This window comes from Rhodococcus oryzae (assembly GCF_005049235.1).
GTDB classification, from domain to species: Bacteria; Actinomycetota; Actinomycetes; order Mycobacteriales; family Mycobacteriaceae; genus Rhodococcus_G; species Rhodococcus_G oryzae.
On the sequence record NZ_SUMD01000011.1, the window covers coordinates 19,212 to 31,715 of the forward strand.

General features: G+C 69.2%; 12 protein-coding genes and 6 tRNA genes. 13 read left to right on the forward strand and 5 right to left on the reverse strand.

Annotation, left to right across the window (positions count from 1 at the left end):
* Positions 1-183: 183 nt before the first annotated feature.
* Positions 184-255 (reverse strand) — tRNA-Val (locus FCG67_RS20185).
* A 343-nt stretch (positions 256-598) separates the two neighbouring features.
* Here FCG67_RS20185 and FCG67_RS20190 point away from each other — a divergent pair.
* From FCG67_RS20190 to FCG67_RS20220, 7 genes are all read left to right on the forward strand, one after another.
* Positions 599-670, forward strand: a tRNA-Gly gene (locus FCG67_RS20190).
* A gap of 24 nt (positions 671-694) precedes the next feature.
* Positions 695-765 (forward strand) — tRNA-Cys (locus FCG67_RS20195).
* Between the two features lies 1 nt (position 766).
* Positions 767-838 (forward strand) — tRNA-Val (locus FCG67_RS20200).
* A gap of 80 nt (positions 839-918) precedes the next feature.
* Positions 919-990: transfer RNA gene (locus tag FCG67_RS20205), tRNA-Gly, on the forward strand.
* 30 nt (positions 991-1,020) lie between these two features.
* Positions 1,021-1,095, forward strand: a tRNA-Val gene (locus FCG67_RS20210).
* A gap of 159 nt (positions 1,096-1,254) precedes the next feature.
* On the forward strand, positions 1,255-2,334 hold the full coding sequence (locus FCG67_RS20215) for a metallophosphoesterase (protein WP_136911460.1): 1,080 nt from the start codon (positions 1,255-1,257) through the stop codon (positions 2,332-2,334).
* A 47-nt stretch (positions 2,335-2,381) separates the two neighbouring features.
* A complete protein-coding gene (locus FCG67_RS20220; protein WP_136911461.1) occupies positions 2,382-2,762 on the forward strand; it encodes a DUF2784 domain-containing protein in 381 nt (126 codons plus the stop codon).
* On the opposite strand, the gene FCG67_RS20225 is transcribed toward FCG67_RS20220, so the two are convergent.
* Together FCG67_RS20225 and FCG67_RS20230 are read right to left on the reverse strand one after the other, a co-directional pair.
* Complete coding sequence (locus FCG67_RS20225) at positions 2,746-3,669, reverse strand: alpha/beta hydrolase fold domain-containing protein (RefSeq protein ID WP_136911462.1); 924 nt, start codon at positions 3,667-3,669, stop codon at positions 2,746-2,748. The two genes, FCG67_RS20220 and FCG67_RS20225, sit on opposite strands and share 17 nt — an antisense overlap.
* The gene (locus FCG67_RS20230; RefSeq protein WP_136911463.1) at positions 3,669-5,057 is read right to left on the reverse strand and encodes a GH1 family beta-glucosidase; all 1,389 of its coding nucleotides are present in this window, start codon (positions 5,055-5,057) and stop codon (positions 3,669-3,671) included. Before FCG67_RS20230 ends, FCG67_RS20225 begins: the two co-directional genes overlap by 1 nt.
* On the opposite strand from FCG67_RS20230, the gene FCG67_RS20235 reads away from it, so the two are divergent.
* Positions 5,056-6,357 (forward strand): MFS transporter, encoded by a 1,302-nt coding sequence (locus FCG67_RS20235; RefSeq protein ID WP_136911464.1) that lies wholly within the window; start codon positions 5,056-5,058, stop codon positions 6,355-6,357. The genes FCG67_RS20230 and FCG67_RS20235 overlap by 2 nt on opposite strands.
* Before the next feature lie 4 nt (positions 6,358-6,361).
* On the forward strand, positions 6,362-6,898 hold the full coding sequence (locus tag FCG67_RS20240) for a GNAT family N-acetyltransferase (protein WP_136911465.1): 537 nt from the start codon (positions 6,362-6,364) through the stop codon (positions 6,896-6,898).
* Here FCG67_RS20240 and zapE read toward each other — a convergent pair.
* A complete protein-coding gene (gene zapE, locus FCG67_RS20245; protein ID WP_136911466.1) occupies positions 6,895-7,908 on the reverse strand; it encodes a cell division protein ZapE in 1,014 nt (337 codons plus the stop codon). The two genes, FCG67_RS20240 and zapE, sit on opposite strands and share 4 nt — an antisense overlap.
* A gap of 34 nt (positions 7,909-7,942) precedes the next feature.
* Here zapE and FCG67_RS20250 point away from each other — a divergent pair, with 34 nt between their 5' ends.
* The 4 genes from FCG67_RS20250 (at position 7,943) to msrB (ending at position 12,100) form a co-directional block, all read left to right on the forward strand.
* Complete coding sequence (locus FCG67_RS20250) at positions 7,943-8,698, forward strand: pyrimidine reductase family protein (protein ID WP_136911467.1); 756 nt, start codon at positions 7,943-7,945, stop codon at positions 8,696-8,698.
* Between the two features lie 22 nt (positions 8,699-8,720).
* On the forward strand, positions 8,721-10,292 hold the full coding sequence (locus FCG67_RS20255; protein WP_246045191.1) for an alpha/beta hydrolase: 1,572 nt from the start codon (positions 8,721-8,723) through the stop codon (positions 10,290-10,292).
* A gap of 59 nt (positions 10,293-10,351) precedes the next feature.
* Entirely contained in the window at positions 10,352-11,590 is a 1,239-nt protein-coding gene (locus FCG67_RS20260) for a glycosyltransferase family 87 protein (protein WP_211243281.1), read from the forward strand.
* A gap of 90 nt (positions 11,591-11,680) precedes the next feature.
* Entirely contained in the window at positions 11,681-12,100 is a 420-nt protein-coding gene (gene msrB / locus FCG67_RS20265) for a peptide-methionine (R)-S-oxide reductase MsrB (protein WP_136911468.1), read from the forward strand.
* Between the two features lie 7 nt (positions 12,101-12,107).
* On the opposite strand, the gene FCG67_RS20270 is transcribed toward msrB, so the two are convergent.
* Positions 12,108-12,491, reverse strand: a complete 384-nt coding sequence (locus tag FCG67_RS20270; RefSeq protein ID WP_136911469.1) for a hypothetical protein — start codon at positions 12,489-12,491, stop codon at positions 12,108-12,110.
* Between the last annotated feature and the right edge of the window lie 13 nt (positions 12,492-12,504).

A 12,504-nucleotide genomic window follows, 5' to 3' on the forward strand; every position in this document is an offset into this window, starting at 1 on the left:
GAGATCAGCTCCAATCTGAGCCCCCCGTATCAGCGCGGGACACCGATTGTATCCGCCACCACCTCCCCGAGGCAGCGGTCTGCCGGTCACGATCAGGGGAAACACTCGATCCCGTCGTACGGTCGCGGGACTCACTCAGAGCACAAAAAAGCCCCCCTCGAACGAGGGGGGCTTTATTCTTTGTGGTCCCGGCTGGGATCGAACCAGCGACCTTCCGCGTGTGAAGCGGACGCTCTCCCACTGAGCCACGGGACCGAGCCGCGCGTTGAACTCTCGCGGCCGGACGGGATGGAACATTAACACGACTTCCGTGGAAGTGAAAAACCGCAGTCCGACCCCATCCCTCAGCCCGTCGAAACCCCGTCTAACCACGTCCCCATTCCCTGCACACTCTTGTTCCCCGTCCGCCCGATCCTCCGACCCGACGGCGACCGGGATCAGGAGCCCACCCCAGTCGATACGCGGCAACCGTGCGGTAAACGCGCTGCAGCCGATCCCCGTTTCCGTCACTGAACTGGCGATTTGTGACTACACACCCCGTGGGCTAATGTTTCATCTCGCACCACGGAGGCAGCAACGCCGCCCCCGGAAGTGCAATGCGGATGTAGCGCAGTGGTAGCGCATCACCTTGCCAAGGTGAGGGTCGCGGGTTCGAATCCCGTCATCCGCTCTCGAGGTTGGACTCGACCTTGACGGTGGAGTGGCCGAGTGGTGAGGCAACGGCCTGCAAAGCCGTGCACACGGGTTCGATTCCCGTCTCCACCTCGCGCGATTAGCTCAGCGGGAGAGCGCTTCCCTGACACGGAAGAGGTCACTGGTTCAATCCCAGTATCGCGCACGAAGGAAAAGGCACCCGGACGGGTGCCTTTTCTGTACACGCACTTTCGGACCTACACAATGGGTCCGGTAGTGCACAATGCGGATGTAGCGCAGTGGTAGCGCATCACCTTGCCAAGGTGAGGGTCGCGGGTTCGAATCCCGTCATCCGCTCGTTTGGGCCGGACCAGGTTCCGGCTTCTCGCGCGATTAGCTCAGCGGGAGAGCGCTTCCCTGACACGGAAGAGGTCACTGGTTCAATCCCAGTATCGCGCACCAGCATCGAAAGCCCCGGCCACTGGTCGGGGCTTTCGTCGTTTCAGGGCAGCGGCGGGGTGAACGTCGGGTGAACACCGAGTCGGCCGAGCCTGTCGAGTTGAACGACCGTTCACATTAAGGTTTGCTCGTCCGGACACCGAACGATGCGACCCGAGGACTGTGATGGAGTTCAACCAGATCGATCGCCGCCGATTCCTGGCGGGCGCCGCCGCAGCGGGCGCCGCCCTGCCGCTGGCAGCCATGGCACCCGGGATCGCGGCGGCCGCCGAGACCAAGCCAGCCGCAGGCACGGGCAAGTTCCCGTTCCCCACGGACACCAACCTCCGGGTGCTGATCACCGGCGACGCGGGCACCGGCACCAAGGCACAGTGGGCGGTGGCCGACGCGATTCGCGATCTGCACAGTCGCGAGCCCTTCTCGATGGCGCTCGGCCTCGGCGACAACATCTACGAGATGGGGCCGACCAACGAGAACGACACCCAGTTCGCGGCGAAGTTCGAGGACCCCAACCACGGCCTCGACTTCCCCTGGGTGATGGCCCTCGGCAACCACGACAACAGCGCGATTTTCCCCGGCGACGGCGGCTGGCTGCTTCGCGGCGACGAAGAGGTGGACTACCACCAGCTCTCCCGGCGGTGGTGGATGCCCAGCCGCTATTACTCGGTCCGCATACCCGAGAAGAACCCGGTGGTCGAGTTCTTCGTCCTCGACATGAACCCGGTCGCCGCCATGCTGCCCCCGATCCTCGCGCCCTACTGGGCGGCGGACGGTCAGTTCATGAACGAGCAGCGCGCGTGGCTGGACGCGGCGATCGCCGCGTCGCCTGCGAAGTGGAAGGTCGCCTGCGCCCACCACCCCTACCTGAGCAACGGATCCCACGGCAACGCGGGCAAGTACGACGGCATGCCGGTACCCCCCGCGAACGGCGCCGACGCGAAGAAGTTCTACGAGGAGCACGTCCTCGGGCGTTGCCAGTTCCTCCTCGCCGGACACGATCACTCGCTGCAGGTCCTCGAGCCGACCGTCGAATCCAAGGGCACCCGTCAGATCGTCTCCGGTGCCGCAGGGAAGACCAGCAGCGGCAAGGCCAGCTCCACCACGAACAAGAGCCTCTTCGAGAACTTCGCGGACGTCGGATTCATGGTGATGGACCTCTCGCCCACCGCCGCAACGCTCCGCGTGTACACGGTCGACATCACGACCTCGAAGGCGAAGGAAGTGTTCAACCGCCGCCTGTAACAACCGAGGCGTACCCCTCCGGATCGACCCGGAGGGACAATTGCCTCATGGTCTTTCGGGTTCTCGCCGAGGCGACGATGACCGTGCACTTCGCGTTCCTGGTGTACGTCGTCGCCGGCGGGTTCCTGGCCTGGCGCTGGCCGTGGGCGATCTGGCCGCATCTCGTGCTCGCCGGCTGGGGCTTCTCGACCATCGTGTTCGGCCTCGACTGCCCGCTCACCCACCTGGAGAACTGGGCCAGGCACGAGGCAGGCGAGCAGGGGCTGCGCACCGGTTTCATCGACACCTACCTGACCGGTGTCGTCTATCCGGAGCGGTACACCACGCTGCTGCAGATGCTCGCCGGGCTCGTGGTCCTCGTGTCCTGGACCGGCTTCCTCATCCGGCGCAGGCATCCTGCCCGGGCGCGGGTCACCGCGCCGAACTGATCGCGCCCCTTGGGTCGACGAGGCCGCGCAGGGTCCGCCGGGCCGCCCTGCCCTCCGGCGTCGGCAGCAGCGGGTAGACGTGCAACATGTCCCGCTCCTCGTGGTACTCGAACTCGGTGTTGCTGAGCGCGATTCGCTCGCGCAGCCGCCGCGCGTCCGCGTTGAGGATGTCGCGGGTGCCGGTGAACACCGTGATGTGTCCCAGGTCGTCCAGGTCGGCATTGATCGGGCTCACCCGGACATCCTCCGGCTCCAGCGCGCCGCGGTACGCCTCGCCCGCCACCCGCAGCCCGTCCGGACTCAGCCACGGGTCGTCTGCCGCGAGGCCGGCGATGGCCGGGTCGTCGGCGGTGATGTCGAGCCACGGCGAGATCAACACCGTGCGCCGCGGCGGCGCGAGGGTGCGTTCCCGCAACGCCACCGCGACGGCCAGCGCCATTCCCCCGCCCGAGGAGTCGCCGAGGAGGGAGAACCGCTCGGCACCGCACTCCCCCATCAGGCATTCGGCGAGGTCGGCGGCCGCGGGCACCACGACGTCCGCGGTGGCCGACGGCGCGAGCGGGTAGATCGGGACCACCACCTCCATCGGCAACGACCGGGCCAGATCCGCGACCAGCAGCCAGTGTTGCAGGGTGATCTCGCGGAAGTAGGAACCGCCGTGGAGGTAGAGCGCGCTGTCCAGATCCCGCCGCGTCGCGCCGTGCGCGGCCACCGAGTACACCGGCCAGCCGGCGGCGGTGCGCTCCAATCGGATGTCGACCCGCCGGTCGAGCCCGCGCGGCGGGCTGAACGAACGGGGCCGTAACGCCCGGCCCGCGATCTCCCGGCGGGTGGCCTCGGCGCCCACCCGCCTGCTGCCCCGCAGCGCGAGCGCTGCGGGCATCAACCGGTTCGCCAGGCTGGTCATCAGCTCGCGCTCGCGTGCCCGGCGATCAGGTCGCGATACCAGAAATAGGAGTCCTTCGGCGTCCGGGCCAGGGTCTCGTAGTCGATGTGGACGAGGCCGAATCGCTCCTTGTACCCGGCCGCCCACTCGAAGTTGTCGAAGATCGACCAGGCGAAGTAGCCCCGCACGTCGACGCCGTCCTCGATCGCCGCCCGCACCGCATGCAGGTGTTCCCGGTGGTAGTCGATCCGCCGACGGTCGTCGACCCTGCCGTTCTCGTCGGGGTCGTCGTCGTGGAACGACGCCCCGCTCTCGGTGATGTAGATCGGCGGCAGCGCGTCACCGAACCGGTCCGCGAAGATCCCGAGGATCTCGCGCAGCCCCGCGGGCACGATCGGCCAGCCGAAGTCCGTCCGCTCGTAGCCCTCGAGCGCGACCGGCTGGAACGGCATCCCCGGCGGCAGGTCGACCTCGAGGACCCCGCTGCTGCCCTCGTCGGAGGTGGGTGCCGCGATCAGCGTCGGCTCGTAGTAGTTGATGCCGAACCAGTCGAGCGGCTGCGAGATCACCTCGAGGTCCTCGGCGACCGGTCCCTGCAGCGCCGCGGCCAACTCCTCCGCCGGGTAGCTGCCCCGCAGGACCGGGTCGGCGAACGTCCAGTTCACGATGTGGTCGTAGATCTCGGCGGCGGCGACGTCGGCCTCCGAATCGCTGGCCGCGTGTACGGGCGCGTGGTTGGAGGCGATGCCGATGTTGTCGCACCCGGCCGCGCGCAGCGCCTGCACCGACAGTCCGTGGCCGAGCAGCTGGTGGTGGGCGGCCTGCAGTGCGCCGAAGCCCAGTTCCTGGCCGGGGGCATGCACGCCGAGCGCGTGCCCGTACAGGGTGTGCACGACCGGCTCGTTCAGCGGCATCCACATGCGCACGCGATCGCCGAGCCTGCGACCGACGATGTCGGCGTACTCGGCCAGTCGATACGAAGTCTCGCGGTTGAGCCAGCCGCCCGCCTCCTGCAGTTCGACCGGCAGGTCCCAGTGGAACAGGGTGACGGCCGGATCGATCCCTGCTGCGACGAGCTCGTCGACGAGGCGGTCGTAGAAGTCCAGACCCTCCTCGTTGACCGGACCGCGGCCGGTGGGCTGCACCCGGGACCAGGAGACGGACAGCCGGTAGGCGTCGACGCCGAGGTCGCGCATCAGCCCGACGTCCTCGCGGTAGCGGTGGTAGTGGTCGATGGCGACCACTCCTGTCTCGCCTCCGACGATCACGCCGGGCCGCTCGCAGTACTCGTCCCAGATCGAACGGCCACGCCCACCCTCATCCACCGCGCCCTCGATCTGATAGGCGGCGGTGGCGACGCCCCACAGAAAGCCCTGAGGGAACGTCGGATTGGTTTCAGTCGCAGTCATGAGCCGAGTTTGCCGAAATGTTGGACGCGCGTCCAGTGCGGTGCTTGAATTCATCAACACACCGCCCGAACGGGCCCGGCGAAAGCACACTGGCCTCATGACGCTCCCCACCCCCGCATTGCGGGCCGCTCGCGTGTCGACCGCCGTTGGCTTCGGCCTCCAGGGCATGTTCCTCGCCGCACTCCTGACGCAGCTCCCCCAGTTCAAGGACCGGTACGGCTTCGACGACTCCACCATCGTCGTCGCGGTGGTGCTGGTCTCGCTGGTCGCGGCCGTCGGCAGCGTGATCGCCGAGTACCTGGCGACAAGGACCTCGAGCAAGACCACCCTGAGAGCGGGACTGTTCGTCATCGCGTGCGCAGGCACCGGGATCGCCTTCGCACCGTCCCCCGCCGCGTTCTTCACCGGATTCGCCGTGTACGGCATCGGCCTCGGCATGGTCGACGCGGCCACCAACATGCAGGCCGTGGCGATCCAGCACCGCTACGGCCGGTCGATCCTGTCCTCGTTCCACGGCGCGTGGAGCGTCGGCGCCATCGTCGGTGCGCTGTACGTCTCGGCCTGCTCGGCGCTCGAGGTGAGCCTGCCGGTGTCGATCTTCGGCGCCGCGCTCGGGGTCGCCGCCGGAACGCTGCTGATCGGACCGCGACTGCTCGAGGTCGGACCCGAGGCCGGGGCGAACACGTCCGCCGCGCCGCTGACGATCCCGATGCGTCCGTTCCTCGCCCTCGGTGCGGCAATGGCACTGTTCTTCGCCATCGACTTCAGCGTCGGCAACTGGTCGGCGCTGTACCTCAAGGACCTGCTGCTCGCCAGCGCCAGTACGGCGGCCCTCGCGGTCGCCGCCTATCAGACCGCGGGCCTCGTCTCCCGCCTGACCGGCGACTTCTGGGTGCGGCGCCACGGCGAGGTCGCGGTCGTCCGGGTCGGCTCGGCGATCGCCGCGCTCGGGCTGGTAGTCGTGATCGTCGCGCAGAGCCCGACCGTCGCGATCATCGGATTCCTCATCGTCGGACTCGGCGCCCCCGTCATCGCCCCGCTGTGCTTCAGCGCCGCAGGCCGGCTCGCCCCGCCGGACCAGACGGACGCCGTGATCGCCCGACTCAACCTGTTCAACTACGCGGGCACGTTGGTCGGCGGCGCCATCGTCGGTGCGGTCGCGGCCGTCTCCGATCTGCGCATCGGATTCGTCCTGCCGCTGCTGTTCGCCGTGGCCCTGTTCCTGCTGGCCCCCTCGTTCCGGCCCAAACGGGTCGTCGCAGGGGCCGATTCCGCCGACCTGACTCGTGTGGTCGACTAGACGCATGCCTTCTCAGTTCGCCGTCGTCCGCGCCATCTCATCCGACGCGGCCGAGCTCGCCGCCGTTGCCGCCGAGACCTTCCCGCTGGCGTGCCCGCCGTCCGCGACCGACGCCGACATCGCGGACTTCATCACCACGGTGCTGTCCGAGGCCCGCTTCACCGAGTACCTGGCAGCACCGGAGCGGACGGTGCTCAAGGCCGTCGGCGCGGACGGGATCATCGGCTACGCCATCCTCGTCGACGGCACCCCCGACGATCCCGATGTCCGGGCGGCGGTCACGCTGCTGCCGACCGTGGAGATCAGCAAGCTGTACGTGCTGCCGGACCGACACGGGGACGGGGTGTCGGTGGCGCTGATGACCGCGGCGCTCGACCACGCTCGCGCTCTGGACGCCGCGGGTGTCTGGCTCGGGGTCAACCAGGAGAACACGCGGGCGCAGCGCTTCTACGCCAAGCACGGGTTCGAGCGGGTCGGCACCAAGACGTTCCTGGTCGGCGAGCAGCTGCACCACGACTTCGTGATGCAGCGAGCGGTCTAGGCAGCGACCTCGAAGCGGGACAGCGCGAGCAGCCGCGAGGTCGCGCGCAGGTACTTCTTCCGGTAGCCGCCCGCGAGCATCTCGGGGGTGAAGATCTCGTCCAGCTTCGCGCCGGACACGGTGACCGGGATGCTCGCGTCGTACAGACGGTCGGCGAGCACGACCAGTCGCAGCGCGACGGACTGGTCCTGGGCCGGGTGCACGCCCCGCAGGAACACCGCGGGCACGTCCGCGATCAGCTTGTTGTAGCGCGAGGGATGCAGGGTGCTCAGGTGCGCACACAGGGCGTCGAAGTCGTCCAGGGTCGCGCCGGGGATCCCCTCGGCGCGGTCGGCGAGCTCGGCGTCCGAGATCGGCTCCGGCGCGGGGGGCAGGTCGCGGTGGCGGTAGTCGGGGCCGTCCACCCGGATCGTCTCGAAGATCGAACCGAGCTTCTTGATCTCCCGCAGGAAGTCCTGGGCCGCGAACCGGCCCTCGCCCAGCTGACCGGGCAGGGTGTTGGAGGTGGCCACGATCGACACGCCACGCGCCGACAGCTCGGTGAGCAGGCGCGAGACGAGCATGGTGTCGCCCGGGTCATCGAGCTCGAACTCGTCGATGCAGAGCACGCTGTGGCCGGAGAGCTGCTCGACAGCGTTGTTGAAGCCGAGCGCGCCGACCACGTGGGTGAGCTCGACGAACGTCCCGAACGCCTTCGGCGAGGGCACGCTGTGGAAGATCGATGCCAGCAGGTGGGTCTTACCGACACCGAAGCCGCCGTCGAGGTACAGGCCCGCGCCACTGGCCTGTGCCTTCTTGCCGAACAACCCGCGCCGTCCGCCGGAACGGATCTTCGTCACCTTGGCCGCGAACTCCTCGGCCTTGTGCACGGCAGCCGCCTGGCTCGGCTCGTTCGGGTCGGGGATGTAAGAGGCGAAACTGACCTCGTCGAACATCGCCGGCGGGACCATTTGGGCGATCAGCTGGTCCGCCTGAACCACCGGACTGCGATCAACAAGACGCTCGTGCATGCATGGAGGCTATCGACGTGCTGTCATCTCCCATATGCAGCGCCTCGATATTGCGACCCACCTCACACCGCTCGACGACGATGAACTCCGCGACCTGCACGTCTATCCGGACACGACGTCCGCGCCGTGGGTCCGGGTCAACTTCGTCTCCAGCATCGACGGCGCGGTGAGCGCCGACGGGACGTCCGCGGGACTGGGCACTCCGGCCGACAAGCGCCTGTTCGGCGTCCTGCGCGAGCTGGCCGACGTGATCCTGGTCGGCGCCGGAACGGTGCGGGCCGAGAACTACGGCGGCGCCCGGGTCACGGCGGAGCGCCGCGCACGCCGCCGTGAGCGCGGCCAGGCGGACGCGCCGCCCATCGCCGTCGTCACCGCGAGCGCCGACATCGACCCGACCTCCCGGTTGCTGACCGACACCACCACCGCACCCCTGATCCTCACCACCGCCGACGCACCCCGGGATCGGAAGGCCGGGCTCGAGGCGGCGGGCGCGCGGGTTCTCGAACTCGGCGAGTCCACCGTGCCGCCTGCGGCGATCCTCGACACCCTGCACGGGCTCGGCCTCGGACGCGTGCTGTGCGAGGGCGGGCCGGGACTGTTCGGACAGCTGCTGGCGGCCGACGCCGTCGACGAGCTGTGCCTGACCACGGCCCCGCTGCTGGTCGCCGGTACCGCACCGCGGATCGCCTTCTCCCCCGCCGCCGACCCGACCGCGATGCGTCGGGCGCACCTGCTCGGCGACGAGGACGGCACGCTGCTCGCGCGCTGGGTACGCGAGCGGAACGGCTGAGCGACCTGGCAGGCTGTGCACCGTGACATCCCCACTGCGCAGGACGTGGCCGCTCGCCGTGGTACTCGCCGTCTGCTGCGCCTGCAGCGCCGGGCCGAGCGTGCGCCCCGACGTCGCGGTCGCGCAGCGTCCGGGAGAGACGACGGGCCGGACCGCCGACGCCGAACAGGAGCCGCCCCCGCTCGAGGCGCCCCGCACGGATCTCGACTGGAGCGACTGCACCCGCACCACCCTGGACACGCTCGGTCTCGGGCCGGGACCAGCGGGGCTGATCATCGAATGCGCGCAGCTCGCGGCCCCGATCGACGAGTCGTCCCCGATCCCCGGCACCTTCAGCCTCGGGGTGTCCCGGGCCAGGCTCCCGCAGACCCCAGCCGACGCGGGCCCGCTCGTCCTCACCTCCGGCGCGGACCGGGCCTCCACCGCCACCCTCGCGGCGCTGGCCGCGGGTCCCATCACCGACCTGCTCGCCACCCGGCCGGTGGTGGCCGTTGACCGTCGCGGGATCGGGACCTCGACCACCATCGAGTGCATCGACACCCCTGGCCTGCGCAGGGCCATGCTCGACCTCGGCCAGTTCTCCCCGCCTGACCCCGACGGCGGTGACGCTGCGGACAAGGTGATGGCACTCAGCCGCGACGCCACGGTCGGCTGCACCGACTTTCTGCAGCCGCAGGAGCTGGACTTCGACGCCGCGCACGCCGCGGACGACCTCGAGCAGCTGCGCAAGGCGTGGGGCGTCGAGCGGTTGGGCCTGCTCACCACCGGAAACGGCGCGGCCGTCGGGCTCTCGTACGCGGCGCAGCACCCGGATCGGCTCTCCCGGCTCGTCCTCGACGCCCCCGGTTCGGTCCGCGCGGACGCCGTGACCGCAGCCGAGTCCCGGGTCGCGGGGCAGGAGGCGGCGCTGGCCGCCTTCGCCCGGCAATGCGCCGCGCTCGCCTGCTCGCTTGGCCCCGATCCCAGGACGGCGGTGGCCGACCTGGTCCGCCGCGCGTCTGCGGGCGAGCTGGCCCCTGTCTCCTCGAACGGAGTGCTGACCGCCCTCACCGGCTTCCTCGGCGCGCCCCGCGGCGATCAGCAGGCCCGCGTCCGCGAGTTCTCGGAGGTGCTGGCCGCGGCGGGCCGCGGCGACGTCGGCCCGCTCGACTCCCTCATCGGGCACACCGCCGCCGCCACCGACTCGGACGGACAGTTCATCGCGCGCTGCTCCGACGGGCATCAGTGGCCGACGCCCGGACGGGCCCGTGAACTGCGGACCGCCTGGGCCGAGCAGTACCCGGTCTTCGGGCCGGACGCCGCGCTCTCGCTGCTGCTGTGCACGGCGTGGCCCACCACGCCGCCGCCGGAACTGCCCGCCACACTCGACGTCGCGGTGCTCACGCTCAGCGGGGCCGCGGACCCGGTCGTCGGCAGCGCCGGGGCCGGCTCCGTGACCGGAGCGGTCGCGGCCGCGGGTGCCGCCAACGCCACCGTCGCCTGGCTCGGCAGCGGACATCCCGTGTCGACGCATTCCAGCTGCGGGCAGCTCGCCATCGCGGGGTACGCGGGCACCGGCATGCTGCCCCCGGACGGCGGCGCCTGCCCTGGCTGAGGCGGCCTCGCGGAGTGTCACCCGAACGCCCGGGCGCCCGCTCGGTGTACCGTGCCACGGTGTTCCTTCGACATCTCGAACCGCGCACCGGCCGGACGACCGCAGAGGTGGTCAAGTTCGCGCTGTGGCCGATCGCCATCATGACGGTGCTGCATCGAGTGCTCATCAAGGCGGTGAACGGGTTCCGGACGGACGACTTCGCGCCGGTCTACAGGGCGGCATTGGCCTTCCTCAACCACAGGCCCGTCTACACCGCGAACTTCAACTGGGTGGACCCGCACTACCTGTACCCACCCAGCGGAACCCTGCTGATCGCCCCGATCGCGCTCATCGACCCCGAGCGCTCGCGCTGGCTGTTCATTCTCGTGAACGCGGCGGCCGTCATCATCGCCGGCTACCTGATGCTGAAGATGTTCAACCTGGCGCTCGACTCCATCGCGGCACCGATCCTGCTGTTCGCGATGTTCGCGTCCGAGACCGTCACCAACACCCTGGTCTTCACCAACATCAACGGCCTCGTCCTGCTGGGCGAGGTGGCGTTCATGTACCTGCTGCTGCGCAAGAAGGACGCATGGTCGGGCGTCGCCCTCGGATTGACGTTCGCGGTCAAACCCGTCCTCTGGCCCCTGCTGCTGCTGCCACTGGTGAGCAAGCAGTGGAAGGTCTTCGTGACCGCGCTCGGCATCCCGCTGATCCTCACCGCGATCGCCTGGCCGCTGTCGGCCGACCCGATGGACTTCGTACGCCGCACCGCGCCGTACCTGGCGGAGTCCCGCGACTACTTCAACAGCGCGATCGTCGGCAACGGCGCCTACTACGGACTGCCGGACCTGCTGGTCCTGGGGCTGCGGGCCCTGTTCGGCGTGATGGTCCTTGTGTCGCTGTGGCTGCTGTACCGCTACTACCGCGACGATCAGCTCTTCTTCGTCACCACCGCCTCCGGCGTGCTGCTGACCGCGTCGTTCCTGCTGGGTTCGCTCGGCCAGATGTACTACTCGATGATGATGTTCCCGCTGCTGATGAGCGTGGTGCTGCGGAACTCGGTGATGCGGAACTGGCCGGCCTGGCTGGCCGTCTACGGGTTCATGAGCTACGACAGCTGGCTGTCGGTGCGGTGGCCGGCCGCGGGCCGCGCGGCCGAGTACATGAAGACCACCCTCGGCTGGAGCCTGCTCCTCATCGTGATCTTCGCGGTCCTGCTCGGCCGGTACCTCATCGCGAAGCGCGAGAACCGGCTGGACGGCGGCATCGACCCGGCATTCCTGATCGAGGAGCGCACGAAGGTCGCCGTCGGCTGAGCCGACAACGCGTCACCGTCGGCTGAGCCGACAACGTGTCACCGTCGGCTGAGCCGACACATGTAGCCGTCGCCTGAGTACCGTGGTGCCATGAGTTCCGCGGCAGATCCGGCACCCGTCCAGTTCACCGAAGCCCAGTGGCGTGAACGCCTGAGCCCCGAGGAGTACGCGGTGCTCCGCGAGGCGGGCACCGAGCGCCCGTTCGTCGGCGAGTACACCGACACCACCACCGTCGGCGAGTACCACTGCCGGGCGTGCGACGCGCTGCTGTTCACCAGCACGGAGAAGTTCGAATCCCATTGCGGGTGGCCGTCCTTCTTCGACCCGGCGGATTCCGATGCGGTGATCTTGCGCGAGGACAGCACCCTCGGCATGCGCCGGGTGGAGGTGCTGTGCGCGAACTGCCACAGCCACCTCGGCCACGTCTTCGAGGGCGAGGGCTACCCCACCCCAACCGATCAGCGCTACTGCATCAACTCGATCTCGCTGCGCATGGTTCCACAGGACTGAGTCCCGCTCACTTCGCGCGGTCCGACAACACCTGGCCGAGCGCGAGCATGCTCAGGCCGAACATCAGGACGCCAAGGGGCACATGGAGCGACGGCACGTGCGCGATGCCCAATGCAACCTGCACAGAGGCCAAAACGAGAAAGCCGGTCGAGTACAGGATCGGGCGGGGCGAGGCTCCGCCCGGCCGCCACGCCAGGATCGTGGCGAGCACGTACAGCATCGATGCGCCGTACATCACGCGCGATCCGATGTCGTGCAGCACCGCACCCTGGGAGGTGGACAGCAGCATGCCTGCGGTGACCGCCTGGAAGAAGATGGTCCCGGTCTGCAGGGCCACCGCGATCCGCGGGAACGTGAGTCGGCTCGGTACTGCCATCGTCTGTGTGGCCATGGTGCGGTCCCCT

Coding starts and splice junctions, on each gene's coding strand:
- FCG67_RS20220 (WP_136911461.1), top strand. CDS start 2,382: ATGGTCTTTCGGGTTCTCGCCGAGGCGACGATGACCGTGCACTTCGCG.
- msrB (WP_136911468.1), top strand. CDS start 11,681: ATGAGTTCCGCGGCAGATCCGGCACCCGTCCAGTTCACCGAAGCCCAG.
- FCG67_RS20235 (WP_136911464.1), top strand. CDS start 5,056: ATGAGCCGAGTTTGCCGAAATGTTGGACGCGCGTCCAGTGCGGTGCTT.
- FCG67_RS20240 (WP_136911465.1), top strand. CDS start 6,362: ATGCCTTCTCAGTTCGCCGTCGTCCGCGCCATCTCATCCGACGCGGCC.
- zapE (WP_136911466.1), bottom strand. CDS start 7,908: ATGCACGAGCGTCTTGTTGATCGCAGTCCGGTGGTTCAGGCGGACCAG.
- FCG67_RS20225 (WP_136911462.1), bottom strand. CDS start 3,669: ATGACCAGCCTGGCGAACCGGTTGATGCCCGCAGCGCTCGCGCTGCGG.
- FCG67_RS20270 (WP_136911469.1), bottom strand. CDS start 12,491: ATGGCCACACAGACGATGGCAGTACCGAGCCGACTCACGTTCCCGCGG.
- FCG67_RS20230 (WP_136911463.1), bottom strand. CDS start 5,057: ATGACTGCGACTGAAACCAATCCGACGTTCCCTCAGGGCTTTCTGTGG.
- FCG67_RS20250 (WP_136911467.1), top strand. CDS start 7,943: ATGCAGCGCCTCGATATTGCGACCCACCTCACACCGCTCGACGACGAT.